A 25,158-nucleotide genomic window follows, 5' to 3' on the forward strand; every position below is an offset into this window, starting at 1 on the left:
TCCTGCTCTTCAACATTACAAGCACTATTACGTGGTAGATCGGCAGTCTAAGCCCTTAATGACTGATGACTCGATTCTCAAGGAGCATGGAGCATTACCAGACATCTCACCTGAATACATCAAGCCAGAAACAACCACAGATTTTCACGGTAAACAGGCACGGATTCTTAAACTCAAATAACTCTTTATTATGCTCATATTTCTTTTAGTAACTTTTTAAGTTCATCTTTTAACGTTTCAAATCGTCCGTACTCTGTAACACCCTTGTCGATATCATGTACAAGCTCAAAGCCTGAAGCTACATCATAACCAAGCTCTCGAAGTTCTTCAGACTGATTTATCAGTAAATGTGAATTAGTTTCCTCAAGACTACCATCTTCATCTAACCATTCTAGGAAATTAACGTCAGAGCCATCTAAGAGAAAAACAACAGCTTTTTGACCATCTATTTCGTCAACATCAAAGTCAGTAATTTTTCTAAAAGTTTTCATTTATAACCTTTTGTTTTTAATGCCTTAGACTTTCCACATTCTAGGAGCACAAAGTTAAAAATAAGTTCCCGTTTTTTTTAGCTTACTTTACCTACTGCACACAAAATATCCAGTTTTACAGCTCTCAAGCAACATTTTTCATGAATAAGATGGCCCTTTAGTAGTAATGGAACAGAAAACCCCGATAAGCACTTCTAATTGTTGAGCCCTCAACCTACGACAGTTAAAAGCTCAACTCTTAGAAACTAGTGCTCCGATGGTAGATAAGCCAATCTGTAAGGCGCTCCACTACTAAAGAAACCGTTAGCGACCCAGATACGAATGGAGTCAAGAGGGAAGTCTGTCCAAGTAATCTTCTGGCGATAAACAACTTTTCCTATATCCCATTCACACTTAAGTACTGCTGACTCATCAGAGGCAGCAATAAGAGACCAAAACTGTGTTTGCTGTAACTTAGGATGAGTCTTTATCTTAGGATGCAATTGTAATGCTGCGATGTCATCGATCAACCAATGACATTCAGCCTCTTTTCTAAGATATCGAATCCCCTCTGTCATACAAAAACCTGGAAAAAGCGGTGACACTTTGTATATGACATCAGAGCCATGAAAGTGGCTTAATCCCTCCAACAGCTCAGAAGGCTTTAATTTGCTTTCTGTATTCAATTTCAATCCTTTAGTTATTAAAACGGAATCTCAGAAATTGCAGGAGCAATATCAGAAAGTAAGGTCTTTAGTTTTTTGGAAAATAAAAATAATGACTCAATATCATCAGTATATTGACCAATAAATGAGCAAGAAAGATCGAGCCCTTCAATGTGAAACGAGTCAGCTCTATTTCTCCTCATCGCCTGCTTAATATACTTCTGAAGTTCAGAAAGTTCTGCATAAGAATCAGGGAAGTCGAGAACTTCCACCATGCAGCTTTCTGGATATTTTCCAGTATCAAAATCGTCAACATCTTGACAGTAAGCAACCACCAAAGAGAGACTAAATTTCTTTCTTTGCACTTTGTTCTCTTTTTTATTATTGCATTTAGTATTTAATTGTGTTTTCATCAATTCATTCTTGATCGGTGCCCTCAAACTAAAACTAACGGGAAGGGCACGGGTTGAAAATAAATAGAGTTACCGGTTACCTGCAAGGTTTTCCCGGTAGCTCATTCTACTGATTTTCTTCTTTCACATCAAGAAAATTGCTTTATCCAGGGCAAATTTTAGTTCAACGATATCAGCTACTTACAAATTATTTTCAAGCTAAACTCACTCCACTTTTCGCTATCTAGCTAAGGCTACAAATAGTCAAAACTCGACAACGAATAAGCCAACTGCAACCATTGAACACATCTATCTGGTCGATTAGGGCCTCACACCAATGCACCCTATTTCACTGACAGCATTCAGAGTGCAGGCACATAGCAATAAAATCATTGCAGTCTGAGTACTGTAACAAGAGAAACTTGTTACAAGTTTTATAAAAAGACGCGATCTGTTTCTCTCTTTTTGGCCTATACTTATTTCAGAAGGGCAAGAGAAAACTCTACACATACGTTTCAATCTCTTTGATACCTCTCCACTTCACTCTCACATATCAACTAATCTCGCCTCAGAAATTAGTAATCATGCAAAATTACGGAACACTAGAAACATTTTTCTTCGGATTAGAGTTATTTGCAATTTGGATGACTATAGGATGCTGGATTTTCTCTGATATCCTTCTTAATTCTAAAGAGGCTAAGATTATGCCTCAGCTACTAGTAAGAGCTTCTCAGCTCCCTACGCCCTCCCCAGTTGCAGTAGAGCTACAGACCGTCAAGGAAGCCATTAACCCCCCTCTGACACTCGTAGAAGCTAATACTGATAAGCCAAGCATTAAAACCATCAATAGCTCTAACCACAACGAGTTATGAGTACTCTATAAGCAAAATTTAATTCAATACAGTCGCGTCAATTCTGGCGCGACTCCCCATAACCGCAAAAAGAATTTAACAGTCAAGCAAATGAAACAGGCGTTGATAGCCAAGCTCTCCCCCACTAAGTCATTTCCAAACACCAGCAGGCAAATAGTAGACAAACTAAAACAGCATAAGGTAGGTAAAGGGACATCTTAGCCCTGCTCTACGAGCTACTTCAAAACAAGAAATAGATCGGGCTTCCAGATAGCAATTTGCAAAATACGACGAGTAAACGTTCTCAAAAAGTCATGCATCCAACACATATTCGTTTTTGTCTTACCTGGACGTAAATCATCCATCTTCTGTAGAGCTGTAGCTACGTCACCTCCATGAGCAATAGCACTCCGATACGCATATAATTTAGAAATTACTTTGTCAGTCCCTGTCTCTCCAAAATCGTCAAAAGGAAGTTTAATATCAACATCCTTCATAAAGTATTCGAGTAGTTTTATATTTTTCTTCAACTGTCTCGTAATAGAGTCAAAGCGATCCCCCTCAGCAGGTGGATGAGTCAGAAAAGCATCAATAATTGAAAAATAACCAAGATGCTTTAGAGGCTCATAGTCCTGTAATCGATCCAGATTAAGAAAATGAAACACCCCTTCAAGCACATGATCAGGTAAGGTACGACGACGCCACTCAATTACCTGACGCGCATTATTTAGATCAGCTTTTGATCCCAAATTCCGATTTTCAAAAGCCTCATAAGGAAATGGAACTGCCGAATTTAAATTCCCTTGACCATATACAGGCGTTATCCTATTGCGAATACCAAACCCACCGAACTGAGGCCAATGGGCTCCATTAGTCGGATTTTCACAACCTGTTGAACGAGCACCAATGAGTAATTGCAAGTCAGAAATCGCCAAAGCTTGAGAAAGTGAACCTGGCCCAATACCTACCTCTTCTTCCGCATAGGCCATCGCCAAACGCCACTCTTCGACAGGCAAAAGTTGAGTTACATCATAATTTCCTTCATAACGTGGTAATGCATGTGGCAAGCGACTAGTTGAACCAAGGGAATAACGCTGCCAATCCTGAAAGTGATGATAAAAACCAAACCTTTCAAGCTCCTCCCAATCAAGCCGACGCAATGACCACCCCCAACCAAGATCTCTTTCTTCCTCTAGCAGATCTGGTTCAACATCGTTAAATATAAAAAGAAATTTACAGCCAGTTTTATCAAAATAATCAAAGGGGCCAAAATAAGTTTCAGGCATAGAATTCTTTATTAGTAAGATTATGTGAAATAGCGCAGAGAATCCAACCTTTCTTCTCCTATCGTATTTCCCTTTTGAGGTATGGAAAGAAAGGAATTACAAATCACCCAAAATAAAAATAAACAACAAATACTGGTGCTATTCGATATCTAAAGTAGCAATGATTTCTTGGAGCAATCGATCTAGATATTGACGAAACTCTACTTGCTGATGGGTAGGCAAAGTAACTCTTCTTCCAATTTTTTTATGCATCACTTCATCTGCAAGCTTTCTCGCTCCCTTATTAAGAGTACTCATTAAAGACTTAAAACTTCTATTATCTTTAACTCCACCGTACTGACTGGTTACCTGATTGAAATCAGGTTGACCAAAGATAGGAGGAACATGATCTAAAATCGCTCTTAAAAGCATTAATACAGAAAAGTAAGAACCGTTTGAATACGCAAGATTTATCTCTTCACACAGTCTTATTAACTTTGATAGGTCAAAGCTCTTCGATTCTATCGACTTAAGTGCAGCAATATGAGCCGAATTCACATAGTCATCAGGCTTACCCTGTACCCAAGTAGGAAGAAAAATCCCTTTCTTAGCAAGTTCTGCAATAAGATTGACATCTTTGATTGCCCAATGGGTTCTATTTAATTCCCATCCTCCGATGTCCAAAGCATCCTGCAAACTCTCTTCTTCTAGATTTTTATAACTGAGAAAAGCAGGAAGTGACACTAACTCATACTCAATCCTCAACATTATAGGTCGGCCCCGCAATTTCCTAACACTTCGAATAAACCCAAAACAAGGATCTTTGAAACATCCAGACTCATACGCGAAGATAGCTGGCATTTCTATAATTTCAGCTAACAGTTCTTCTCCAAGCTCCTTGTACTTATTAGAAGTATCTTTCTCCGTATATTCTAGAAAACGAGATCTTTCCAATGACCAGGGTTCACCATCCCAAGCACCTTCATTAGCTGATACCAGGAAATTATACATACGTGCTTCTCGACTATTATAAGCGCACCTAATATAACTCAGTCGAGTATGCTGTGCTAGAGCATAAACTAGGACCCCCTACCTCGCCTATAAACTTCTCTACGAATTCGCTCAGCCACCGCAAAGGGTCACACCAGTACAGTAAGGAATAACCGTAACCATAGCTTCCAACTAATCCGCACCATACATACCCCAGGTAGTAACTGCCCAAGGATTCCCAAGTCAGTGGACGGTAGTCTAACTTTTGACAAAGCCCAAAAACTCTCGTTCAGGGGCTTTCACTAATTCATTACTGATCCCACTCTATTTTATGTGAGGAAATTTAATCAAGATTCTACGGCTGCAAATGTTCTCTCTGGTCAATGATATACATCGAAACCCCGGTAAAAAAGACAAAACTATCATCAGAGCCGTATCTTGCAATAGGGACCAGCGGGGGCATTTCGACAGAAACCTACGGTTTCGCTTGAAACGCTTTTACGGCAAAGGTTTCAGTAACCTATATTTTCTTGATTGTTTGCTGTGTAACGCAACTAATCTTACAGTTTTAGGGAGTTTCACGAGCCTCACTGAACGAAAAATCAAGGGTTTCAAATCATAACCAGCGGGCGATTTAATCCAACTTGAGTCCAAAACTTCAAAACCGTAGATTTTTGCACCGATGCCCCCGCTGGTCCTATATAGAAGAGCAATACTATCCTATTTGAACAAGTGGTATCCAGAGCTGGAAGAAAATGGATCTTTTAGAGAAGTAAGGGATTTTTTAGAAGATGAAGGCTTTGGAGAATCAGGTCTTGTTGAAGGAACTAAAAAGCTTTTCAAAGAATTAGTGTTTAAGGAAGAGCGTTGCTATGACAAATTAGGAATTCTCCAGGAAGCTGTGCGTATCCTCAACGAAGAATCAGTTGAAGTTGAACGCGATGAACTAAGGAATAGAGTGTCTAAGCTTTGTCAGTTTATAGGGGATAAAGTTGATTTAGCAGAAGGAGTAGTTCTACAAAAATCAGGTAAGCAATCTGTAGCTAGATTAGTCCAAGACTTTCAGAAAAAATATCATGAATCAGCTAATGTATTTGATTTATTGAGGGTTGTTCAAAGAATAGAAAAAGAGACCGATCTTCTAGGAATTGATGGCGATGGTCTAAGAGAAACTCTCAGAAAAATGCGCTTAAACTTGATAACCTTGCGTGATGCTAATCAGAAAAGAATCACTGGTGATGAGTGGTTGAAATGGAGTGAAGCATTTGATTTGATTCGGAAAAATCCCCTCATGCAAAACTTGTCCGAAAATATAAAACTCTAAAAACGATAGACTCTTTCCTACTCGTATGCATACATCAGCGAAATCATCTCTTTTCTTACAGATGACTGAGCCAAACAGAACTGAAGAATCTTGGCGTAGAAATAGGTCTCTATAGGCTGGGGCCAGTAGGTCTCATCTATATCAAACATGGGTAAATCGGTCCTAACGTGTGGCACCAAATCCTTAAATGGCAGATATATTTCCTCATCATCAATAGCTTGGAGAAATTCGTCTTTACCTTCACTCCAAAGTGACATAATTTCATCATATCCCTCAACAGGAAAGTGGCCATTGAAGTCTTTATATGCTCGCATTCCGCAAAGAAGTATTTGACTAGATATTGAGCTACAATTCATGAGTTCTAAATTATAGCGATTGCTATCTCTGCCTGTTATAAATGTAATAAGTGCGCCAAGCGGATTTTCCATAATCCTCAATATATCGCTATATTTTGTTTCTTCAGCTCCTTCGAGATCATGATATACACGGCGCAAATCAGCCTGTCTATGCATGTAATATGCATTTAGTCCGACTATGTTAATGCTTTCAAATGCCTCTTGCCCTCGGCCCCTGCACTCTTCTTCATATGAAGAATATTTGGAACCTGAGAATAGTTCGCTTTTGCTTAATCCGTGAGTGAAGCTCATATACACAGGTTCCGGATAGAGATTTATGATACGTGGTTTACTTTCATGAATAAGATAATTGGCAGGAATATCTATCGAAACATGACCAAAAAACTTATCGGTACTTCCGCTGAGTATGCTGTTTATTAAAGCTGCCTGACTATTTCCTTCTCGTGGCAACCACACATGCACAATAGTTTCACTTGTCTGATTCAATTGCGCAGCAATTTGCTTACAGCGCCTGCTGCTTGAAGCTTCATATGTCCAATTGGAAGCAAGCTTATTTCTGATTCTTTCAATATTAACCATGATAACTAAACCAAGATACAACTAACTTAATTCTGGAGTAACTTAGATCTGCAATAGATATACAAATATCAGAATGTTTGAAATAATTAGAGTTGCATATGGAACAATAAAATAACTTTTTAAGTTTCGGATTGGGTTGATTTTTTTGATTGAACGCTCATGATCTGCTGCGATAGATGCAGTAAGTGGAAAAATTAGGTTACCTGGTATGCCCTTTGTTTCCGACAGATTAAGTTGAGCATTACTCAGCTTACGAAGGTAAAAATGTATTTCGACCAGTCTATTTATATAAAAATCTTGAGATCTGCTGATAGCTATATCTGGAAATAAAAAACCGGCTATCAGACATAAACCTATTGTTGAAATGGCTGCTGATTTTGTAGTAATCGCCCATCCCATCGAAGCACTCCACAAAGTTAAGAGTGCTGTCTTTATTTTAAATAAGAGGTTATTTAAGTGATTAATTTTTTGGGGCAAAACCTCAGCGCCCTTAATGAATAGAGTAACTTGCAAATCAAGACTATTCATATTTTTTTAGATATTTATATGATTTACAATATCGTCTATTTAAGGTGCTAAATCAAAAAAACAAGAGTTTCTTTATTATTATTGATGTTGAAAATAACCCTATGAATCAAGACTAAAGTTTTCGGTTAAACACATATACATTCAAGCTTAGAGTATATTTCAGTGGTTAGGTAGTTGGAGTTACTGCCAGGAGCATAGAAAGCTGTCGATAAAGCATGCTTATTCAATGTTCAAATGACACTCTAAGATTCACAGTATGAACCTTACTGAAGTCTTCCGTAGAGTAGTTATTTGTCTCATCGTTGATATTAATATCTGCCTTATTTCTAGGTATGCTTGGTTTGAGCATTGCAATGTATTTGAGTGTGGCTCTTTTAGAGTAAAGATTGTTGGCAGCTTGATTTCGTTGTTGCAAAAGAGCCTCACCCATTTCAGATATCGAATTTGGGCGAATTTCCCTTAGTGTCATCGATACTTCATCCTCCCTATCACTAGCGGGAATACTGGCATTGATCGGTTCACGGAACATCATGAAAATCGCCGCTATTCTTGCCCCATTGATTGCACTAATCCTGCTTTCCCCAGTAGATGGTCACTCCGGACGAACTAATGCAAGTGGATGCCATAATAATCGGCAAACTGGCGGCTACCACTGTCACAATAGCCGCCCCCCGGAATCAGAAACCATTAATGGAGATACTGCGCCCTCACTTTCAGATATAGCCGTTGGAGCGTGGAGTGTCGTTTCCGTAAGCGATGGAGATACGATTCGAGTCAGACAAGCTAATAACACCATAACTGTTCGTCTTGCCTGTATAGATGCTCCTGAAATTGCCCAGGCTCCATATGGAGCTAATGCTCGTTCCAGACTTCAAGCACTGCTTCCATTTGGCAGCACGGTTAGACTCAATCCAGTTGACAAGGACCGTTATGGTCGAATTATGGCAGAAACGTTCCGACAGAATTCAAATATCAATCTTGCACTGGTACAGGAGGGGGCAGCGGTTGCATATCGGCAATACTTAAGTAACTGCGATAGCGATCAGTACCTGGCATCTGAAATCTATGCACGTCAGAATCAACTTGGGTTCTGGGCACAACCTAACCCTGTGATGCCTTGGGATTACAGAAGACAGAACTGATAACACAACTGATAACACATCTGACTACAAGCGTTGTGCATATAAAACAAACCCATTAAATACATCACCCCCTTCCATATTGACCAGGAGTATCCCTGTCAATAAAGAAAAGTGAGGCAACAACCATCTGGTTACTACCTCACTTTTCTTGTTGAAAACAACTTTTTATCAGCGGTTAAGCGACACGGCCTTCAAAATAGCCATAATCAATGTAGTGACGGGTTGCAAGGTCATAGTTACCTCCAAATGCGGCCTGCAAATCCCCATAGTTGTTGAGATATGCAACCTCATTAAATCCGTCACGAACCCTTCCTTCAGATGAACCATACTGAATATAGTGCATCGCGGCAGCATCTAGGTTATAGCCAAATGCTTCTATAAGGTCACCGTAGGAAGCAAGGTAGTTATCTGCCTGAAATGTAATGCGCTGACCTGATTGAAAACCACCCTTGATATAGTACTCTGTAGCAGCATCAAGATTAACACCAAACGTATTAATCAAACTGTCATAGGAAGCAACATAGCTTGCCGCATTGAAAGTCGTGCTCCGGCCTTCCCAAAAACCATGCTGAATGTAATGTTGAGTAGCTGCCCCTAAATCGTAACCAAAAGCTTGAATAAGGTCACCATAGGATGCTAAGTAATCATCTGCCTGGAAGGTAATTGTACGCCCCTCTCCTCGACCATATTGCTCATAGTGCTGTGACGCTGCACCCAAGTCATAACCAAAGGCTCTAATGAGGTCAGGATGAGAGGCAAGATATGCCGCTGCATCAAAAGGAGGTTCAGGCACAGAACTTGTATACAGTTCTACATAGTCAAAACTCCAGCGATAGTTCTGATTAAATTGTTTTGAACCACCTAACCAAGCACCTGTTACACCGCCTGTGAAAATATCCTCTCCTCTCGTCCGAAATCGCTCTTCTCCAGTCTCTTGATAAACCCACTCATATGCAGGTGCAATCAATAGATTAAGATCAGTGGTATCAGGAATATTCCCGCCTTCAGGATCAGGAAAATCGCCATAGAAGTAATCAAATTGCTGCTTTTCAGCATCCCAGGTTAACTCCCAGAGTGTATCTAATGCATGGGTAAGCTCAGTAACTATTTGCTGATCCCGGTGGTCTGTTGCATCAGAATATTCGATCAGAGCATAAGCTGTGAGCCCGACCATAAAGGGCTGGATATAAGGAGCTGTTTTAGCCCCAAACCATTGGTCAAGATGGCCGAATGAAAAATCAACAAGCTCTTCTAGGCGCTCCGTATTAGAAAAACCAACTTTCTCGGCATTCACTAAAGTCTGAATACCATAAGCAACTTCACGACTAAATGCAGCATCCTCTGAATAAGAATCTGGGGCTCCGCTTCTAGTCCAACCGCCATTCTGTGCCATCAACACTAGAGCATCTTTTGCTCCTACATCGCCAGTTCTCTCATAGCGATCAACTAAACCATGGGAAAAAGCTCTAAAACCTTGAGTTCCTCCTGAACTGGCCTGAATATATGCTTCATTAATTGATCCAGCTCTTTCTGCAAATATATACCAGGAACTATCACCGGTATATTCAGCAATTTGAGCAAACGCAAACTCTCCATCATAATAGACATGTCGAAGATCCTCATTAAAGTCATTATTAGGATCATCGGCATAAATTTTTGCCTGCTCTCCATGGATTTTTCCATAGAGAAGCATCTGATCTTCCCACCTATCAATAATTCCATTAAGCTCTAGCTTCAGCTCAGACATAGATCCCCTTGGGCTGTAGATTTTTGCAAGAAAAAATTTCTACTTTGAAACGAAAAATTGAATGAAAAATATTTTCCATTCAGTAGAAATTAGGAAGATGCAAGTAATTACGCCGAATCAGTTGATATCAGAGCAATATGAATTCTGGCTTTTTACAGCAATATCGCCTCTATAACTGACTAAGCTGGCCCCTGTACCAATCAAATTACGTCTAAAGTCAAAATGCTAAAAAAATTTGTGACACATTACTAAGGTGTCACAATCTAGTACGTTGCTAAATCGAGAAAAATATCAGACCGCATACTTAACTGGCACACACTAGACCAACAAAGAGCGCTCATATGTGTACTAACGTTCTGCATACACAGCAGGCCCGTTAAATACATACCCTGGATTTCCATAATCATTAGGAACATCAATAAATTGGTAAATCCCTCTAGCTCAGCTCTAATAGCTTCCTGCTTACACCAGACGTCACATCCGAAAACGACTGTTCTAGATATAGCTTGTCATGAATCAAGCCAATGGGTGAGTTATGGGCACCACCATAGTTCTCGCTATAATCGAAATTCCATTATCGAGGGATAAACATCATAATCGTCTCAACAATACAAGTCATTCTATTTATGCAGAAGAGCTAGTTGAGTCAGTCACGAGCATAAGTAACATCCATATCTTCTACAGTTCCATCAACATAGTCTGGATGCTCCTCAACAACATCTTGAACGAGTTGAACCAGATGTAGAGCCTTTATAGACTCACCTGTAATATTTTCTGCCGTGATTCCTCCCTCTACGGGAATATTCATGAGATCAACTTCAAGCTCATCTCCTGTATCTAAAACCACATCAAGCGTAACCTGGCTAATTCGACCACTCATACTCTTCTCCTTGCAAGAACTAATCAAGGACAACAACTAAATTGTAACACTATTTTTTGTTGAATTACCTCTGCAATAACAGAAAATAGTGTTACTTTACATCCCAGGCAACAGCATTCCAATACCAGCCAAACCAATGGAAAATAGCACAACTTCTAGCAACCTCTAAAAACGATCAGTCAGAGGGTTTCACTAATTCACACATATTCTTATCAGTTGCCTTCATTACTGTTCAAAAATAGAAAACCGCCCCACTAGAAAATACCTTAGACCTTACTCATCGTCTTGCATACACAGCAGGCCCATCAAAAACATAAATTAGTTCGCCGTACTGGTCAGGGGCATCAATGAACTGATAGAGCCCATCCAGCTCAGCCCTAGTAGCTTCCTGCTCACACTGGGCTTTCACCCCTAAAAACGACTGCTCTGAATATCGCTCGTCGTGAATAAAATCAGTAGGTGAGCTATAAGCACCACGATAATTCTCGCTAAATATCCGAACCCCATCATCAGGGGAGAACGTATCGTACTGCTCATCAAGCCACGCCTCATAGAGCTTAACCGCAATACTCGAACAAGAAATCCTTGTCTTGTTTTGCAAGATTGCTACCTGTTCTGAATTTAACTCTGACGTAACTTTTAATTCGAGTTCCTTTTCATAAGGGGAGACTGTACCGCTTGCATCTCCACTAACAGTCGCTCCTAAGAATAGACTACTCATTAACACAGCCTATTTTTATAGCTTCCTAACCGCATACTTCTTCTCCATATAGGTTTGACTAAAAATCTCTTCTTAAATAAAACATTGTTCTATTTAAGTCTACTCAAAGAGATATGTATGAAACTCAGCCACTTAAAACAGATAGGAACTCCTGATATAGACCTCTTACAAGCTCCGGCCACAATCCAGAAAACACCGCTCTGGAAAATGGCTAAAAGCACGATGAGTCGCATCGGTGAAACCCTTGATAACACTACAAAAGCTATCCATGAGACGGTAAAGACAGAAGCAGAGTCAGGTATACAGATAGCCCGGAATACTATTGCTATCAAAGCTGCAAACGATGAACTCGTAAGGGACTTAAATATCGCTAAATCTCCACTTGGAAACAGTGCTGCTATTCCACAAGAACAGCTTGAACAGCTACAGGCTCTTGCAGAGACAGCCCATGAGGGCATTAAAGCACAAGCTGAAGCTAAGCTTGAGGAGGCATTACTAGCAAATAACACCACATCCACCACTCGGGCTGAAGTAAGAGCTGCCCTTGAAACACTGAGCGAAGAATCCCTCAATAAAACCGCTAAGCTTAGGATGGATATCAAAGCGGCTCGGGCTGAGCTGGAACGGCTTAACCGTGCCGGTCACCCTGTCGATGTAGAAGCCATCTTTGAGCAAGTTAGGGCCACTGAATCAAATCCAAGCACTGATCGGTCTCGAATCGTTTCCTACATCGCTGGAAGTGGGCAACAGGATATCCCTTCGACCACCACCCCTGAAATCGTGGTAACACCGAATACTTCTACCAGTATGGCCACTGCCGAAGCGATACCAGCATCAGAAACCATTCCGGTTACCCCTGACTATACAGTGCTTAAATCAGAGCTTACAGAGACGAGCCAAGAAGGACTCAGAAGAATCGCACGGGCCATTAACAAGATCAATAAGCCAAAGGGCGCACCAACTATTCCTGGCATTAATAGGAAAGGTAATAGGAATGCGCTTTTAGAGGTTCTCAGTAAAGACGACATGCTTGCCGTCATTGATGCTAATAACCTTACTGAAACTGAAAAACCTGTGGTCGTAGCTGCATAAAACTGCCATCAGCGGGAATCTTAGGCCATCCTCTACAGGAGCGAATATCCTAATTCGATATGCCTAAAACCCCTGATTGCGATCACTGCCACTTCTATGCCCGCTCACCTTACATGGTCTGCGGGGTAAATCCTTCTGGGCCAGAAGGCGATGAATGCCCAGACTATGAGGCGCTAGAGCCCCCTCGTAAGCCGTTAGGCGGTGGATACTATGCAGGGGACTGGATTCCTCAGATAAAGACTCAGCCCACCGATGAGCAAAGGCTGGCGCTTCTTGACTGGCACCCAATATTTACTGGCCGTTGTCCACACTGCGAAATGCCAATTTCTCAACCTACCTCACCTAACACACAGTGGGAGTGCGCTGAATGTTGGTGGAGGGAGGAGCCGATTCAACAGTGAAGTTCACGGCAATATGATTCGATTTCAAAAATTGAGTTTGCTTGCCTGAAAATAAATGCAGCTCATCCTGAGCCCTGGTCATTGCCACATAGAGTTGCCGCCTGGCCATCGTCGCTTTATCACTATCTTTACTCTGACAGTCCCAGAACTGATCAACCCACATCAAAAGAACAACCTTAAACTCTAAGCCTAACGATGAGAGAGTGGTCACAATCCGAATGCCAGGTTGAGTACTATCATAATTACGCTTGGTAGATTGATTCTCTGTAACCCAGTAGTAATCAACGTTTAATTCCTTCAATTCACCTAAAAGAGAACGAAACGAATCGTCTTCTTTCTTTGATTTCCAGCGATAGAGAATCGCTATCTCTGATGCAGAATACCCAGAATTTAAGAGTGTTTTGAGTTTCTCAAGAATGGCGTTCTCTACAGCTTTCTTGGAACGAGCGATACTGAGTGTTGGCTTTGAGCCATGACGGAGAGCAGCCCCAGGCTCTACAGCAGGGAAGGTTTCACCTACATCAGCAGCTTGGCCATCGCTCTGTAAGATACCCCAGGCAGCAGTTAAAATCTCTTGAGTATTTCGATAGTTTTGAGTGAGTCGTTGTGATCGCCCAACAGCTTTAACACCAACAGACTTCCAGGTAAATTGCTTCCGCTTATAGAGGCTTTGACTCCCATCACTCACAATCAACAAGTCACCATCCACCTGGTCCTTTAATGCCGCCACACAGCAGGAAAACCAGCTCTGTGAAAACGTATGGGCTTCATCCACGAGCACTGAATCCCAGCGCTGCTCAACGGGTAGGGATTGAAGCTTAGCTAATACCTGTTCGCCTAAGAACTGGTTGTAATCCTCATCATTATTGAATTGACGCGGATTGGGTAAGCTTCCAAGCAGCGTCTTTGCCCAGCTATGGAAGTGTAGAACCTCAATACGATCCTTATACTGCGGATTACGAGTATCACCGTGGAGTTGCGATCTTAGCTGCGCTGCCAAGGCAATATTGAAACACAGAATCAGGATACGATGCTGTGTAAGCCGATTTGCTAGGGCTTTCGCACGGGCTGTCAGAATTAACGTTTTCCCAGAACCAGCAACACCAAATATCAGCCGATGACCACCTTTCATCGTCCGGGCCATCCGTTCTTGCTCTGCATCAAGGCTTAATAGGACGGTCGCTGTTGAGGGTAAAGACTCTTCTGGCTCAAACGATAGGCTTATTTGAGTAGCAGGGACCTCTTTAATGGCCACTTCAGGATGCAGAATCCCTTTGATGGTGCTCACCTGATCTGCGGTTAAGGCTGGAAAGGAAAAGTCTGCCTTGGTAAACATGCCTTTGAGCCGTTGGAGTAGCTCAGCGTCCGGTATGTGAGCCCAGCTCAGTAACTCGTCCCGATACGCAACCGTTGGTTGCTCTAGAAGGACATACAAATTTTCATCACGGGCCTGCGCTTCCGTCATATTACTCATAACGGCTCCCACGCCGATAGGAAAGCACAAGCGCCCCTGATAATTGCCTTCTTCGTTACATAGAATCGGGTAGGTTTTCAGCCTATCAGCCACGGACCCAAAGTACCCATGGCCCTGCCTTAGCGGGTGCTGATACGTTTCAGTCTTGGTAATACCTTTCCGTTGCCATCGAATATCGAAAAAATTATTATCAGCCCGTTCTACCTGGGAGGCATACCACCCTTTTACCTCTAAAATGAGGAGCCCGAAACGGGGACCAAGTATGACGAAATCGGGGTAAAGGTCATTAACTCGTGGCTCATACCAAACAATGAAGTCATCTGGCAGTTGGATGCTCAAAACCCTAAAGAGCTGCTGCTCTCCCTGACTCGCTTTAGATGACGGGGTGGCAGGAATCATTAGAGCCATGGTTATACACCAGCTAAACCATATCTTTGAGCAGTTTTTCTAGGGTACTAGGAAGTAGTATTCCTGGAACAAGAGCCTAATCCAGAATTCCTGTAAGTTGTTCACAGAAATTCTGGATTAATAAACCGCTCTCAAGTATTCCCTTTGCCCAAATGCTTTATAACTGGCCTGTAATCGCGCACTAGATAAAACTAATATCTCGATAGAAGATAAATCTGGCAATAAGCGTTGAGCTAAATTTAGACTCACACTTTACTCTTGACAATCACGGTTAGGATCTAAGGAAAATTTAGGTGGAAGCTTTGTCCTACAAAGCTTAGCCTGCTTAAGCTGTTCTGGATTCAATAGTTTTGCTTTTTGAAGATTAGCTCCCGTCAGATCAGCATCTTGAAGATTGGCTCCATCCATAATGGCTCCATCCATAATAACTCCTTGAAGATTGGCCTCTACTAAGTAAGCCTCGTGAAGATTGATTCCCCAAAGAGAAGCATTCTTGAGATTTGCCTCTCGCAAGTCAGCGTTTTGGAGATTAGCCTCTGCCAAATCAACTCCTTGAAGGTTAGCTCTCCAAAGATAAGCTTCTGGCAATTGAACTTCGTTCAAAAGAACTCTTCTAATGTCATCATTAGATTCTATTTCACTAAAAACACTGTTCTGAATATCTAGCTCAGACATATCCATAGGATCTACAGAAAGGTCAATACCCGCTAAACTTTCACGTTTCCAAGTACATATCCAAAGACAAATAGCTCGTCGTCGCCAGTTAGCTCCAGAATATTTATATTTGCTATTTCGAGGAGAAGCATTGAGAAACTCTAAAGCATCTATCCGCCCTGCATCGCCAGGTTGTCCATGAGCATTAGAGATAGTTTGCCAAGCAGTAAGTACTTCTGTGTCACGTCGCTGCTTCTCTGAAGCGATATACATGCCAACTGCAATAATGAGCCCAATATTTCCAACTAAACTTAAAAGTTCTAAAAGAGCTAAATTATTAGCCCACATCAACATTGGTTCTAGTATCTTTTTTTCTAATTTTATAAGAGGTTGATTACCAGCAAAGAGTATCCTTTTTATAAAACTCTTAGAAATTTCTTCAGCTATCTTCCAATCACTATTCGCATCTCCTGGACGCTCTAGTAATAGACGGTTTTGATAAAGCCCATACGATATTTTCTCAATAGAATTATGATGCCTTTCGTTACAGTTTTTTCTATGTTTTAGTCTTCGTCTCCAATTCAAGAACATCATTAGTGAACAACTCAATCTAGTTCAACCCTACCTATAAGCTGACAAGCCATCAAAATTCCAAATATCTAGGAATTCGGAATCAGTATTACACTCCTCGCAGAAGAATTATGCTGAACAATAGAAAGTAAAAAATAAGTCTCTACAAAAAATAGGTGAAATATACCTTAAAACAATCAAAAACTGGCTATTCCTAGATCGTTTCGTGCGGCATCTTCAATTTGGTTCCACAGAGATACCTGATCAGGATCGCGGTCAATAGTTAGTGCTGAAAACGTATAATCAGCAACTAATAAATGATATTTATCTGAGTTTACTTCTGCTATTTCTTGAGCTGAGTCATGAATCTTATCCCATAAGTCATATTGGTTGGGAATATTGATTCTTTCTCTAGCATGATTTCCAATACTGCGTATGTAATCCATATTCTCTCGGAATTCTATTGGATTAGCTACTGGATTAGCTGCCTCAGTCGCAGCTTCAGGATCAAAAGCATATGAAGGCTGAGAGGTAATACTAATGCTTGAAGCAGCTATGCTGAACGCTAATAGAGCAGATGTTGTTAATTTCATCGCAAAATACAGTAATACCTCTACGCTGAATTAATTTCAAGAATATGAATATTGTAATTGAGGATGAACTGGAAAAATATTAAGCAAAACTATTGACGAATACCTCGTCCAAATAACTCCATCACATTTCCGACAACCCCAGTACCAACGACTCCCTCATCATCCACAGGAATAAAGTACCTAGCATCCCACCGTATGCGTTCATACTGGCATCCTGCCTGCTCAAGGAGCTTGGCAGTGGCATCACTAATTTTGCCGGTCACTTCAATTCGGCACTGCTGCTCTACCATGGATCGCTTTAGCACATATCCACTCCCAAGAGGAATCTGACTACCATCATGGAGCACAGCGTTATACACCTCGGCTGGAGTTAGCGAGATATCAGCACTAACCCCCATGGCTTTACTGATTTCCTCTACTGATTCTGGGGCTATCATCCGGCCCAGGACCCGCTCACCGTTAGTAAGCTCAATCTTATAGACTGTAGGGTCTTCCTGGCTCATCGTGTCCCAGACAGGAAGGAGCAAACCTGATACCAGGTACCCTTTGGATTCTGTATGGGTGGGTAGCTTTGCTACTTGAGCGTCCCATGCCTGCTTCCATTCATCGATCAATACCTTTCGCCAGTTTGAGGCTTCAAAAGTATCGACTCGGCTCATCAACGTAGTGTTGGGCCGTAATAAACCAACTCGTTCTTCAAGAACGCCATTCTTATTGGTAACCGGTCTTGCCTTGATACGGACAGCCGCATTCTTTGATTCTGCATTTTGGTATAACCGTTCATACCAGTCATCTGGATAGTCTTTTTTTACCTGGGTAAGCGCTGCATCTGAGGAGAGAATAGAGACTTTTGTTTTTACATCCAGCTCTAAACAGGTGGTTGTACTTTCTGTCGTTGGATGAGTGTAGAGCAGCGTATTGCCCACCAGGGTAAAGGTGCTATCCCGCAGGGCTTTTACGCCCTTATCGTACTTCCCGCTTTCTTTGGCAGCTTCGATAGCCCCCATATGCAGGGCTTCAAATTCACCAAAGATAAAATTCTGTTTTTCAATCGGCAATGCCAACATCCGGTTTAGGAACCGTGACATCGGTGGCATATCAGCTTTTATAGCCCCTTCCCTGGTTTTAAGAGCCAGTCCTGTAATGTCCTCAAATTCAGCACAGCTCATCCCTTCTATCCGGTTCTGGGCCATCCGGTTGTAGAAGAGGGAAAGGGCATACTTGGCGTAATCGGATTCAAGGTTATTTTCTGCGGTAAAGACGCCCTGCCCCGCTGCATCCCGCTGGCCCCTGGTGAGCGCTCCAAGTTGTCCAATACGTCGGCTAATAGTTGCGGTAAATCGTCGTTCGCCAAGTACATCAGTCGATACCACGCGCACGATGGGTGCTGACGCCTGGTGCGTTCGGTGGGTGCGGCCAAAGCCCTGGATAGCGGTGGCAGCGTTCCAGCCTGGTTCTAGTAGGTAGTGAACCCTGCGCTGCTGGTTCTGGCAGGCAAGGGAGGCGTGGTAACTTCGTCCGGTTCCTCCAGCCTGAGAAAAAACAAGAATTCGTTTTTCTCCACTTTGAAAGGCTTTGGTCTCTTCTGAGTTAGCCCGTGCGCCTCGTTTTGAAGCGTGGTAGCGTCCTGAGTCAGGGTCGTAGAGTATTCGCTGGCTTCGCCCAGTTACTTCTGCAACGCTTTCCTCTCCAAAGTGGAACAGAATTTGTTCTAAGGCCCCTGGCATCTCAGGTAAGAGCATTAGCTCTTTGATAAGGTCCTCTTTCATCTCTAGTGCCCGCTGGCACTGCACTGGGTTATCCTCTGCGTCTTTCACGATGCGAGAGCGGATATTACCATACTCATCTTCGTAGGGTTCAAAGAGCGTGGTTGGAAATGATCTATCGAGGTATTCAAGGATGCCTTCACGGGGGGTAAAGTCTATCTGGAGATTGTCTCGTTCTCCCACTGGCACCGATGAGAGTTTTCTATCTAAAATCGCTTCATTAGTGCTCACTATCTGGATAACGCAGGAGCGCTCATGCGCTAAGTCATCCTCAATCGCCTCAATCATTTCAGGGGTTTTCATTGAAGTGAGCAGATGGTTAAAAAACCGCTGCCTGGTGCCTTCAAATACGGATATAGCAGCGGCTTTTGCTCGGCTGTTATAGGCATACCCATCAGGGCTCACCACCCCTGCAACTTGCAAGGCTTCTTGTAGGTTGTGGTGAATGATGTAAAAAGCATCGGCAAATTTGTTATAGATCCGTTTTTGGTCATCGGTAAGTGAAACCTCTAGCGGTTCATTCTCTACCCCATCAAAGCTCAGCACCCGTGCATTATAGAGCCCAAGGGCTTTTATATCCCGTGCCACCATCTCCATTGCGGCCTGCCCTCCGGCATCGACCTGGCTGATAAAACTGGACCGGCTTTCAAAGGGGAATTCTCCAGTAGACCAGAGGCCCAGCCGTGAAGCATAAGCTAAGTGAGAGACTTCGGTGGCTCCCGTGGCGCTCACATAAATAACTCTGGCATCTGGGTGCAGGTTTTGGATTTTTAAGCCTGCTAAGCCCTGCTGAGAGGGGGCAGTAACACCCATACTGGTCACCTTCCCTACGGCTCCCCCCATGTTATGGGCTTCATCAAAGGCGATACAGCCGTCAAAGGCGTCTCCTAACCAGTCACTTATCTGCTGTAACCGGCTATAGTGATTCCCTCCATTAGACCGTGTAGAGCGCAACGTGGAATAGGTGGTAAAGAGAATGCCGTCTGGGAGTTCAATGGGCTGATTTATCTTCCAGCTTCCTTGAAGATGCACATCATCTGGATTACCCCCAAGGGCTTCCCAGTCTCGTTTAGCGTCTTCCTGTAGGGTCTTTGACATAGAAACCCACACCGCCTTTTTCCGTCCCTGTAAGACGTTATCCATGATGATGCCTGCTACCTGTCGTCCCTTCCCGCAGCCGGTGCCATCGCCAAGGAAATAGCCTCGTCGAAACTGCACCGCATCTGGATTACTGGGCACGGTTGGTTCTGTAGTTTCTCCGTCATCAGTTACCAGGAAATAACCATTGAGGAACCCCTGGTGAGCGTTCCCGGCATAAGTAACAGTCTCGATCTGAGCATCAGACAATACCCCCTCTGCGATCACTGCTTTTGGCAGCACCGGTTTATAGCTTGGCTCTGGTGGAAGCACCACCGACATGGCCTGACTTTCAACCAGATCCGTTGGATGTGGGTGGGCTCCTGCAATCTCGATTCGTTTTGGTTTGTAGCGCTCAAAGGTAGTGTCATCAACGCCGCCACTATCATTGACCGGCATTCCGATAACCCGGTACTCCACGTCCACCACATCGGTAAGGTCAATGGTGGGAGCCGATGACGGTGTTTCGATAATGGCCTTTGCCTTTGCCAGTGTGCGCTGTCGCTTTACCCGTGCAACCTTGGGGGCTTCTTCAACCGGGGGTACTTGGACCGGAGGTGACTCAGATGCGATCCCAGGCGCTGCCGGTGGCAGCTCTTTAGGGTCCTGGCCAACGGGAATACTCACTGGTGCTGGGGTTACTGCCGGTGGAGTTACTTTCTTTTTAAGAACTGGCCGAGGGGTGGCCCGTCGTGGCGGAGCTTTCTTTGCTGGCGTTGGTCTATCGGGAACGGCATAGACGAGCCGTGCTCCCTCTGGAGAATGCCGTGGCGGGAGGGCATGAACTTCACGGAGTAGCTCATGGCTTTTTAGTGGGGCATTCCCTATCGGAACAAAGGTAGTGGGATCGGGAGCTGGGACCTTATCAAATACCGTGACCCGTGCAGCAAAGGTGGTCCCATGTTTAGCAAATGCCTGTTTATCCACAGCAAAGGAGCCGATGACGGTGGCTTGCTCTTGAATCTTTGGAAAGTGCTTTCCCCAGGTCTTGCTGCCAGGTTTGAAGTTTTCACCCGTTATCAGCACCATGCGGCCACCAGGGGAGAGCCTATCGAGGGCTGCTTGCAGGTGCTTTAAGGTGGTGCCGGTGTTAGCCCGTCTGAGTCCTGGTGAGTGGGAAAATGGAGGATTGGCAATAATCACCGATGGCTTTATGCCAAGGGGGAGCCGGTCATGGAGCTGTTCTGCGTTGAGCTTAAAGGTGCGCTCTGGGTCAAAGATTCGGCCAAGGATTGCATGGCGTTTATCTGAGAGGTCATTAACGATCACTTCAGCACCATTGAGCTTAGCCATGGTTGCAATGATGCCGGTTCCGGCGCTTGGTTCTACAAACACGTCATTCGGGGTAACCCGTGCGGCTCGCATTGCGATATAGGCCAGTGGCAGGGGCGTTGAGAACTGTTGAAATTTTTCTTGTTCAGCAGACCGGCTTGAATGGGTAAGGCAGAGGTCTTGTTTATCCCGTAGGTAGTTCAGCACCTGCGGGGGACTCCACTGCTGATTTTTAATGCTCCTTGCAGCTGAGTGAAGCAGCATCACCAGGGCAACCTCTTCTGCCTCATAGACATCTTTATGGCTCCAAAGAAGAGAGTTTGAATCACCACCAAACTCTTTAGACATCCAACCGCCACTTTTATAAAGCTCAGTTTTTAAGCCTGCTCGAAAGGCTTTTCGTTGTTCTTTGTCGAGAGGAACATCAACCTGTAACCGAGTGGCTATCGTCCTTGCGACATTAAAGAGTTTTTCTGCGTACTGCTCTGGGGCAAGGGCTCGTTTTGTAGGTGCAGCTCCCCCGTTTAGTTCTGATTCAGGGACAGCGCTTGGCACTGGGCGCATTGCCCCCGACAGCAATGAAGGGACTTCATGGATCATTAATTACAGCGTTGACTAAAATAGAACGCCGTTTTACTACAAAGGAGAGGCTTACTAAACTTTTTCTTCTAATGAGATCCCATTGACACCAATTGCGACAACACAGCAGCTTGAGATTACCGAGGATGGCCAGGGTTTAACGGGCATTCAACCGGCTGTATAGGTGGGCCAGACTCAAAAGCAGTATCGGGCACCCCTTACCGCAGTCCATGAGCAGGAACGGCTCTATCGATTTGGGCCAAAGGTGTTGAGTACGAAGGAATTGCTTTCTGTTTAAGTACCTCGCTGGTCCTAGTCATTATTAAATTCACCTTGTTTATACGCATCCATGAGAAAGTTCTTCATAAAGGCAAAATACTTGTGTTGCCAACTTTTTGCGACATGCCTTGACACCATAAAATTTTGTGCCATTTTTCTTGTGCTAATGTGTTCTTTCATGAGAGCAGCCACAGACTTTGCAGTACCTCTACTCCAGGTGCCACCTACATTCTCAAGCAGATACTTGGTTGTCGTATAAGCATTAAGGTGTGGATATTTTTCATAATGACTTGAACTTAAATACTCTCGTATTTCGGGTCGTTCGATCACTTTACTTAAAGCACTAACAACACTATATGAAAGCATCCGATCACGCCAAATTATCTCCTCTAAGCTGCTGTCCTCGATAGATTGACTACTATCCTCAGTGGATTGTACAAGGGATACAGAAGAAGTACTTGCATACCGCTGCTTCAATGAAGCCACTACAGGGCGGCCATCAAAATCTTTGCTGTTTGCTTTTGTGATAATGGAGAGAACACTCCATCGAAGCCCCCAAGCCTGATCAAGCCAACTACGAAGACGAAGACTGATTGAGTAAGGTTTACCAGTAGCGTCGGCTAAAATACTAAAGTCCGTAATAGTGGGAAGGTTTGGTGAGCGATTTTTATCCACACTCAATTCCAGAGCATGATCTAAAGTTCTAGAAAGTACTTCATTGAAGCTCAGTTCAATTGAAGCAATATTCAGTACCGGATACCTAGATTTATATCGTTTTATTGCATCTAATTCTAAATAGACATAGAGATTGCCAAGTGCTTGCTCTTTCTCTTTTCTGATTGAACTTTTAGAAGCTTCAATCCATTGAAGTAGCTCTTCATCTGTTGCGCCCCTAACCGATCCAGCCTCTTTTTGAGATCTATTTGGTGTCTTTCGCAGAGATTTTACAATCAAATCTAGCTCTTGGTTCAATGCTCCAGAATTAAACAGAGATTGAAGCCGAAAAAATGCATCTTCACTTCCCTCTATTGTTAATTTTATACTCCCTTTTTCAATCTTACGTATCTTTAAAGTCGAGTCACCTGAAAGTTTTTTTAGCGCAGCCAATAACACATCGAGATTTTCCTTGTTTTCATCAGCCTCAACAACTATTTCAAATGTTGTTTTTGCTCGTTTTTTGATAGACGCAGAATAGCCTTTATCGTTCTTATTAGTTGTGCTTGATGCAGACGATTCATACATCCCATCGTTTAGGTTATGATATAAAACTGGTGTAAAACTTTCAGGAATGCCATCTAAATCAATTGCATTACATCCAAACTCATAAGCATCTCTATACTGTCGACCTGCACCCAGTGCATCGTAGAATCCAATCGCAAACTGAATAGCGGCATCGTCACCAATAGCCTGATTCATACCAATAACGATATCTATACAGTTATGAATTGCTGAAGCTTGGATATGAGAGTAACATGCATTGAGCAAGACACACTCAACTTGTTCGCGAAAAAGACTGAATAACCTTGAAAGAGCATTAGCCGTAACAAGTTGAGTGTGTCCTAAGTTATTTTCTAAAGCTATACCAGATTCTCCAGCTCCATATCCTGAAAAATGAACAACATGAGGCTGATAGTCTAATAAGGCTCTCCGCAAATCATTAGTTCTAACAGCCCATGTTGAGATAAGTTCAAAGTCTTCTCTCTGATTAGCACGTCTTAATCCTTCTCCTATTTCACGCACCTCTTTATCCAGGCGAAGACGCTCTGCATCTTTTGGGTTAGCAGCCAAAATTAATATTCTTTTTTTGAAATCACCACTATCGGCTACTTCAACAGTCATTGATTTTCAAGGCTAAATGAATTGGGCTGAAACTCTATGAGTTTCCACAGCTTAACCAATATTGCTGTTAAAAGTTGCTTATTAAGATTAAAAATTAGCATTGAGATCTCAACCAAACCTTATTCAACCAAATCCGACTACAACTAACAAAGCTACAGAGACCGGTAGTGCCCTGCAGTTAAAGATAATTACAACCCTATTTTGGCTAGATTTCAAGTACGAGTCGAACCGCTTATGGTCAACATACAGATAGTCAATAAGGGGAGCTATAGGAAAACAGAGATTTGGTCGGGCTTAGCCGTATTTTAGACTGAGTTGGCTTTGGTGCATAATTCAGCCCTTGACTGATAAGGGTTTCAGGCGCTGAAAAGGCTAGAAATAGGGCATTTTTCTGGATCTTGATCGCTGAAACTATTGGTATGAATGGATTTACTTATGCACCAAAGCCGACTGAGTTATCATGAATTGACGTCATCGCTATTCCAATCAGCATTACCTAAGATGAGTAATATCAATGTAAAAGGGCTCGTTGATAACATCCGCTCCAACACAACCATTTTTACACCGCTGATTGAGTTGATCGTGAATGCGATTCAAGCCATTGAAGAAGCTGAAGTTGAACCAGGGAAAATCAAGGTAATTGTAAAACGCGCGACTCAGGGCGAGCTATATAGCCTTCCTCCAATAGTAGGCATTGGAGTTCAAGATAATGGTATCGGCTTCACGCAGAAGAATAGGAATTCATTTGATGAACTGTATACCGACTATAAAATCAAAAAGGGTGGTAAAGGCTTTGGCCGGTTTGTGTGTTTAAAGTACTTCAAAGGCGTTCATATCAAAAGCACATATTTAGATGGCGGCAAGTATAAAACCAGAACCTTTGCCATGGGCTTGGACAAAGAAATTATTGTCGATGAGAATATCCAAGAAACATCCCAGAAAGAAAGAGGAACATCCGTTTCACTCATTGACATAAAAAACGATAACCTCCTTAACAAAAAGCTAGAGACAATTGCCCGCAGCCTTGTAGAGAAGTTACTTCCATACTTTGTATCAGATAAATGTCATTTTTTTGGTTTCTATTTAAGGAAAAGACTGAAATTGACCAACAGCCACAACTTCCTGCGTTTGCGACGCTTTTACATAAAAATCACATCAGTTTCCATCCCTTAACACGCCTGAGA

The 25,158-nt window shown here is 42.8% G+C and carries 23 protein-coding genes; 7 read left to right on the plus strand and 16 right to left on the minus strand.

Annotated elements, in window-relative coordinates; genetic code table 11:
• On the plus strand, positions 1-181 hold a 181-nt coding region (locus tag AAGA18_13895), incomplete at its 5' end, for a hypothetical protein (GenBank protein ID MEM9446432.1).
• Between the two features lie 13 nt (positions 182-194).
• On the opposite strand, the gene AAGA18_13900 is transcribed toward AAGA18_13895, so the two are convergent.
• The 3 genes from AAGA18_13900 to AAGA18_13910 form a co-directional block, all read right to left on the minus strand.
• Positions 195-491 carry a hypothetical protein gene (locus AAGA18_13900; protein ID MEM9446433.1) on the minus strand — a complete coding sequence of 99 codons (297 nt, stop codon included), beginning with the start codon at positions 489-491 and terminating at the stop codon, positions 195-197.
• A gap of 245 nt (positions 492-736) precedes the next feature.
• On the minus strand, positions 737-1,156 hold the full coding sequence (locus tag AAGA18_13905; protein MEM9446434.1) for a DUF6876 family protein: 420 nt from the start codon (positions 1,154-1,156) through the stop codon (positions 737-739).
• A gap of 17 nt (positions 1,157-1,173) precedes the next feature.
• Complete coding sequence (locus AAGA18_13910) at positions 1,174-1,548, minus strand: hypothetical protein (GenBank protein ID MEM9446435.1); 375 nt, start codon at positions 1,546-1,548, stop codon at positions 1,174-1,176.
• Between the two features lie 563 nt (positions 1,549-2,111).
• Here AAGA18_13910 and AAGA18_13915 point away from each other — a divergent pair.
• Positions 2,112-2,399: a hypothetical protein gene (locus tag AAGA18_13915; GenBank protein MEM9446436.1), complete on the plus strand. Its 288-nt coding sequence runs from the start codon at positions 2,112-2,114 to the stop codon at positions 2,397-2,399.
• Between the two features lie 215 nt (positions 2,400-2,614).
• Here AAGA18_13915 and AAGA18_13920 read toward each other — a convergent pair whose 3' ends face one another.
• On the minus strand, positions 2,615-3,664 hold the full coding sequence (locus AAGA18_13920; protein ID MEM9446437.1) for a hypothetical protein: 1,050 nt from the start codon (positions 3,662-3,664) through the stop codon (positions 2,615-2,617).
• 138 nt (positions 3,665-3,802) lie between these two features.
• On the minus strand, positions 3,803-4,654 hold the full coding sequence (locus AAGA18_13925) for a hypothetical protein (protein MEM9446438.1): 852 nt from the start codon (positions 4,652-4,654) through the stop codon (positions 3,803-3,805).
• 703 nt (positions 4,655-5,357) lie between these two features.
• On the opposite strand from AAGA18_13925, the gene AAGA18_13930 reads away from it, so the two are divergent.
• A complete protein-coding gene (locus AAGA18_13930) occupies positions 5,358-5,957 on the plus strand; it encodes a hypothetical protein (protein ID MEM9446439.1) in 600 nt (199 codons plus the stop codon).
• Between the two features lie 17 nt (positions 5,958-5,974).
• Here the strand turns inward: AAGA18_13930 and AAGA18_13935 are convergent, their stop codons facing one another.
• The 3 genes from AAGA18_13935 to AAGA18_13945 all read right to left on the minus strand — a co-directional run bounded on the left by AAGA18_13935 (position 5,975) and on the right by AAGA18_13945 (position 7,952).
• Positions 5,975-6,892 carry a hypothetical protein gene (locus AAGA18_13935; GenBank protein MEM9446440.1) on the minus strand — a complete coding sequence of 306 codons (918 nt, stop codon included), beginning with the start codon at positions 6,890-6,892 and terminating at the stop codon, positions 5,975-5,977.
• 42 nt (positions 6,893-6,934) lie between these two features.
• Positions 6,935-7,420 (minus strand): hypothetical protein, encoded by a 486-nt coding sequence (locus AAGA18_13940; GenBank protein ID MEM9446441.1) that lies wholly within the window; start codon positions 7,418-7,420, stop codon positions 6,935-6,937.
• Positions 7,421-7,643: 223 nt separating this feature from the next.
• Positions 7,644-7,952, minus strand: coding sequence for a hypothetical protein (locus tag AAGA18_13945; GenBank protein MEM9446442.1), 309 nt, complete (start codon positions 7,950-7,952; stop codon positions 7,644-7,646).
• Between AAGA18_13945 and AAGA18_13950 the strand changes: the two genes are divergently transcribed.
• Positions 7,951-8,562, plus strand: coding sequence for a thermonuclease family protein (locus AAGA18_13950; GenBank protein ID MEM9446443.1), 612 nt, complete (start codon positions 7,951-7,953; stop codon positions 8,560-8,562). The genes AAGA18_13945 and AAGA18_13950 overlap by 2 nt on opposite strands.
• Before the next feature lie 175 nt (positions 8,563-8,737).
• On the opposite strand, the gene AAGA18_13955 is transcribed toward AAGA18_13950, so the two are convergent.
• The 3 genes from AAGA18_13955 to AAGA18_13965 all read right to left on the minus strand — a co-directional run bounded on the left by AAGA18_13955 (position 8,738) and on the right by AAGA18_13965 (position 11,910).
• Positions 8,738-10,309 carry a hypothetical protein gene (locus tag AAGA18_13955; GenBank protein MEM9446444.1) on the minus strand — a complete coding sequence of 524 codons (1,572 nt, stop codon included), beginning with the start codon at positions 10,307-10,309 and terminating at the stop codon, positions 8,738-8,740.
• A 646-nt stretch (positions 10,310-10,955) separates the two neighbouring features.
• Positions 10,956-11,189: a hypothetical protein gene (locus AAGA18_13960; GenBank protein MEM9446445.1), complete on the minus strand. Its 234-nt coding sequence runs from the start codon at positions 11,187-11,189 to the stop codon at positions 10,956-10,958.
• A gap of 277 nt (positions 11,190-11,466) precedes the next feature.
• Positions 11,467-11,910, minus strand: coding sequence for a hypothetical protein (locus tag AAGA18_13965; protein MEM9446446.1), 444 nt, complete (start codon positions 11,908-11,910; stop codon positions 11,467-11,469).
• A 117-nt stretch (positions 11,911-12,027) separates the two neighbouring features.
• On the opposite strand from AAGA18_13965, the gene AAGA18_13970 reads away from it, so the two are divergent.
• On the plus strand, positions 12,028-13,002 hold the full coding sequence (locus tag AAGA18_13970) for a hypothetical protein (GenBank protein MEM9446447.1): 975 nt from the start codon (positions 12,028-12,030) through the stop codon (positions 13,000-13,002).
• Between the two features lie 59 nt (positions 13,003-13,061).
• Entirely contained in the window at positions 13,062-13,403 is a 342-nt protein-coding gene (locus tag AAGA18_13975) for a DUF6464 family protein (GenBank protein MEM9446448.1), read from the plus strand.
• On the opposite strand, the gene AAGA18_13980 is transcribed toward AAGA18_13975, so the two are convergent.
• The 5 genes from AAGA18_13980 to AAGA18_14000 form a co-directional block, all read right to left on the minus strand.
• Positions 13,345-15,285 carry a 3'-5' exonuclease gene (locus AAGA18_13980; GenBank protein ID MEM9446449.1) on the minus strand — a complete coding sequence of 647 codons (1,941 nt, stop codon included), beginning with the start codon at positions 15,283-15,285 and terminating at the stop codon, positions 13,345-13,347. The genes AAGA18_13975 and AAGA18_13980 overlap by 59 nt on opposite strands.
• 252 nt (positions 15,286-15,537) lie before the next feature.
• A complete protein-coding gene (locus tag AAGA18_13985; GenBank protein ID MEM9446450.1) occupies positions 15,538-16,548 on the minus strand; it encodes a pentapeptide repeat-containing protein in 1,011 nt (336 codons plus the stop codon).
• Between the two features lie 158 nt (positions 16,549-16,706).
• Entirely contained in the window at positions 16,707-17,102 is a 396-nt protein-coding gene (locus AAGA18_13990; GenBank protein MEM9446451.1) for a hypothetical protein, read from the minus strand.
• 89 nt (positions 17,103-17,191) lie between these two features.
• The gene (locus AAGA18_13995; protein MEM9446452.1) at positions 17,192-21,877 is read right to left on the minus strand and encodes a strawberry notch family protein; all 4,686 of its coding nucleotides are present in this window, start codon (positions 21,875-21,877) and stop codon (positions 17,192-17,194) included.
• Positions 21,878-22,168: 291 nt separating this feature from the next.
• On the minus strand, positions 22,169-23,974 hold the full coding sequence (locus AAGA18_14000; protein MEM9446453.1) for a CHAT domain-containing protein: 1,806 nt from the start codon (positions 23,972-23,974) through the stop codon (positions 22,169-22,171).
• A gap of 501 nt (positions 23,975-24,475) precedes the next feature.
• On the opposite strand from AAGA18_14000, the gene AAGA18_14005 reads away from it, so the two are divergent.
• A complete protein-coding gene (locus AAGA18_14005; protein MEM9446454.1) occupies positions 24,476-25,147 on the plus strand; it encodes an ATP-binding protein in 672 nt (223 codons plus the stop codon).
• Positions 25,148-25,158: the final 11 nt, after the last annotated feature.

It is taken from the genome of Verrucomicrobiota bacterium, from assembly GCA_039192515.1.
Lineage (GTDB): Bacteria > Verrucomicrobiota > Verrucomicrobiia > Methylacidiphilales > JBCCWR01 > JBCCWR01.

Bases quoted from the DNA above. Each gene is read 5' to 3' on its own strand.
- AAGA18_13925 (MEM9446438.1), bottom strand. From the start codon at position 4,654: ATGTATAATTTCCTGGTATCAGCTAATGAAGGTGCTTGGGATGGTGAA.
- AAGA18_13975 (MEM9446448.1), top strand. From the start codon at position 13,062: ATGCCTAAAACCCCTGATTGCGATCACTGCCACTTCTATGCCCGCTCA.
- AAGA18_13910 (MEM9446435.1), bottom strand. From the start codon at position 1,548: ATGAAAACACAATTAAATACTAAATGCAATAATAAAAAAGAGAACAAA.
- AAGA18_13945 (MEM9446442.1), bottom strand. From the start codon at position 7,952: ATGATGTTCCGTGAACCGATCAATGCCAGTATTCCCGCTAGTGATAGG.
- AAGA18_13955 (MEM9446444.1), bottom strand. From the start codon at position 10,309: ATGTCTGAGCTGAAGCTAGAGCTTAATGGAATTATTGATAGGTGGGAA.
- AAGA18_13965 (MEM9446446.1), bottom strand. From the start codon at position 11,910: ATGAGTAGTCTATTCTTAGGAGCGACTGTTAGTGGAGATGCAAGCGGT.
- AAGA18_13920 (MEM9446437.1), bottom strand. From the start codon at position 3,664: ATGCCTGAAACTTATTTTGGCCCCTTTGATTATTTTGATAAAACTGGC.
- AAGA18_13970 (MEM9446447.1), top strand. From the start codon at position 12,028: ATGAAACTCAGCCACTTAAAACAGATAGGAACTCCTGATATAGACCTC.
- AAGA18_13900 (MEM9446433.1), bottom strand. From the start codon at position 491: ATGAAAACTTTTAGAAAAATTACTGACTTTGATGTTGACGAAATAGAT.
- AAGA18_13935 (MEM9446440.1), bottom strand. From the start codon at position 6,892: ATGGTTAATATTGAAAGAATCAGAAATAAGCTTGCTTCCAATTGGACA.
- AAGA18_13940 (MEM9446441.1), bottom strand. From the start codon at position 7,420: ATGAATAGTCTTGATTTGCAAGTTACTCTATTCATTAAGGGCGCTGAG.
- AAGA18_13995 (MEM9446452.1), bottom strand. From the start codon at position 21,877: ATGATCCATGAAGTCCCTTCATTGCTGTCGGGGGCAATGCGCCCAGTG.
- AAGA18_13950 (MEM9446443.1), top strand. From the start codon at position 7,951: ATGAAAATCGCCGCTATTCTTGCCCCATTGATTGCACTAATCCTGCTT.
- AAGA18_13960 (MEM9446445.1), bottom strand. From the start codon at position 11,189: ATGAGTGGTCGAATTAGCCAGGTTACGCTTGATGTGGTTTTAGATACA.
- AAGA18_13980 (MEM9446449.1), bottom strand. From the start codon at position 15,285: ATGGCTCTAATGATTCCTGCCACCCCGTCATCTAAAGCGAGTCAGGGA.
- AAGA18_13915 (MEM9446436.1), top strand. From the start codon at position 2,112: ATGCAAAATTACGGAACACTAGAAACATTTTTCTTCGGATTAGAGTTA.
- AAGA18_13990 (MEM9446451.1), bottom strand. From the start codon at position 17,102: ATGAAATTAACAACATCTGCTCTATTAGCGTTCAGCATAGCTGCTTCA.
- AAGA18_14005 (MEM9446454.1), top strand. From the start codon at position 24,476: ATGAGTAATATCAATGTAAAAGGGCTCGTTGATAACATCCGCTCCAAC.
- AAGA18_14000 (MEM9446453.1), bottom strand. From the start codon at position 23,974: ATGACTGTTGAAGTAGCCGATAGTGGTGATTTCAAAAAAAGAATATTA.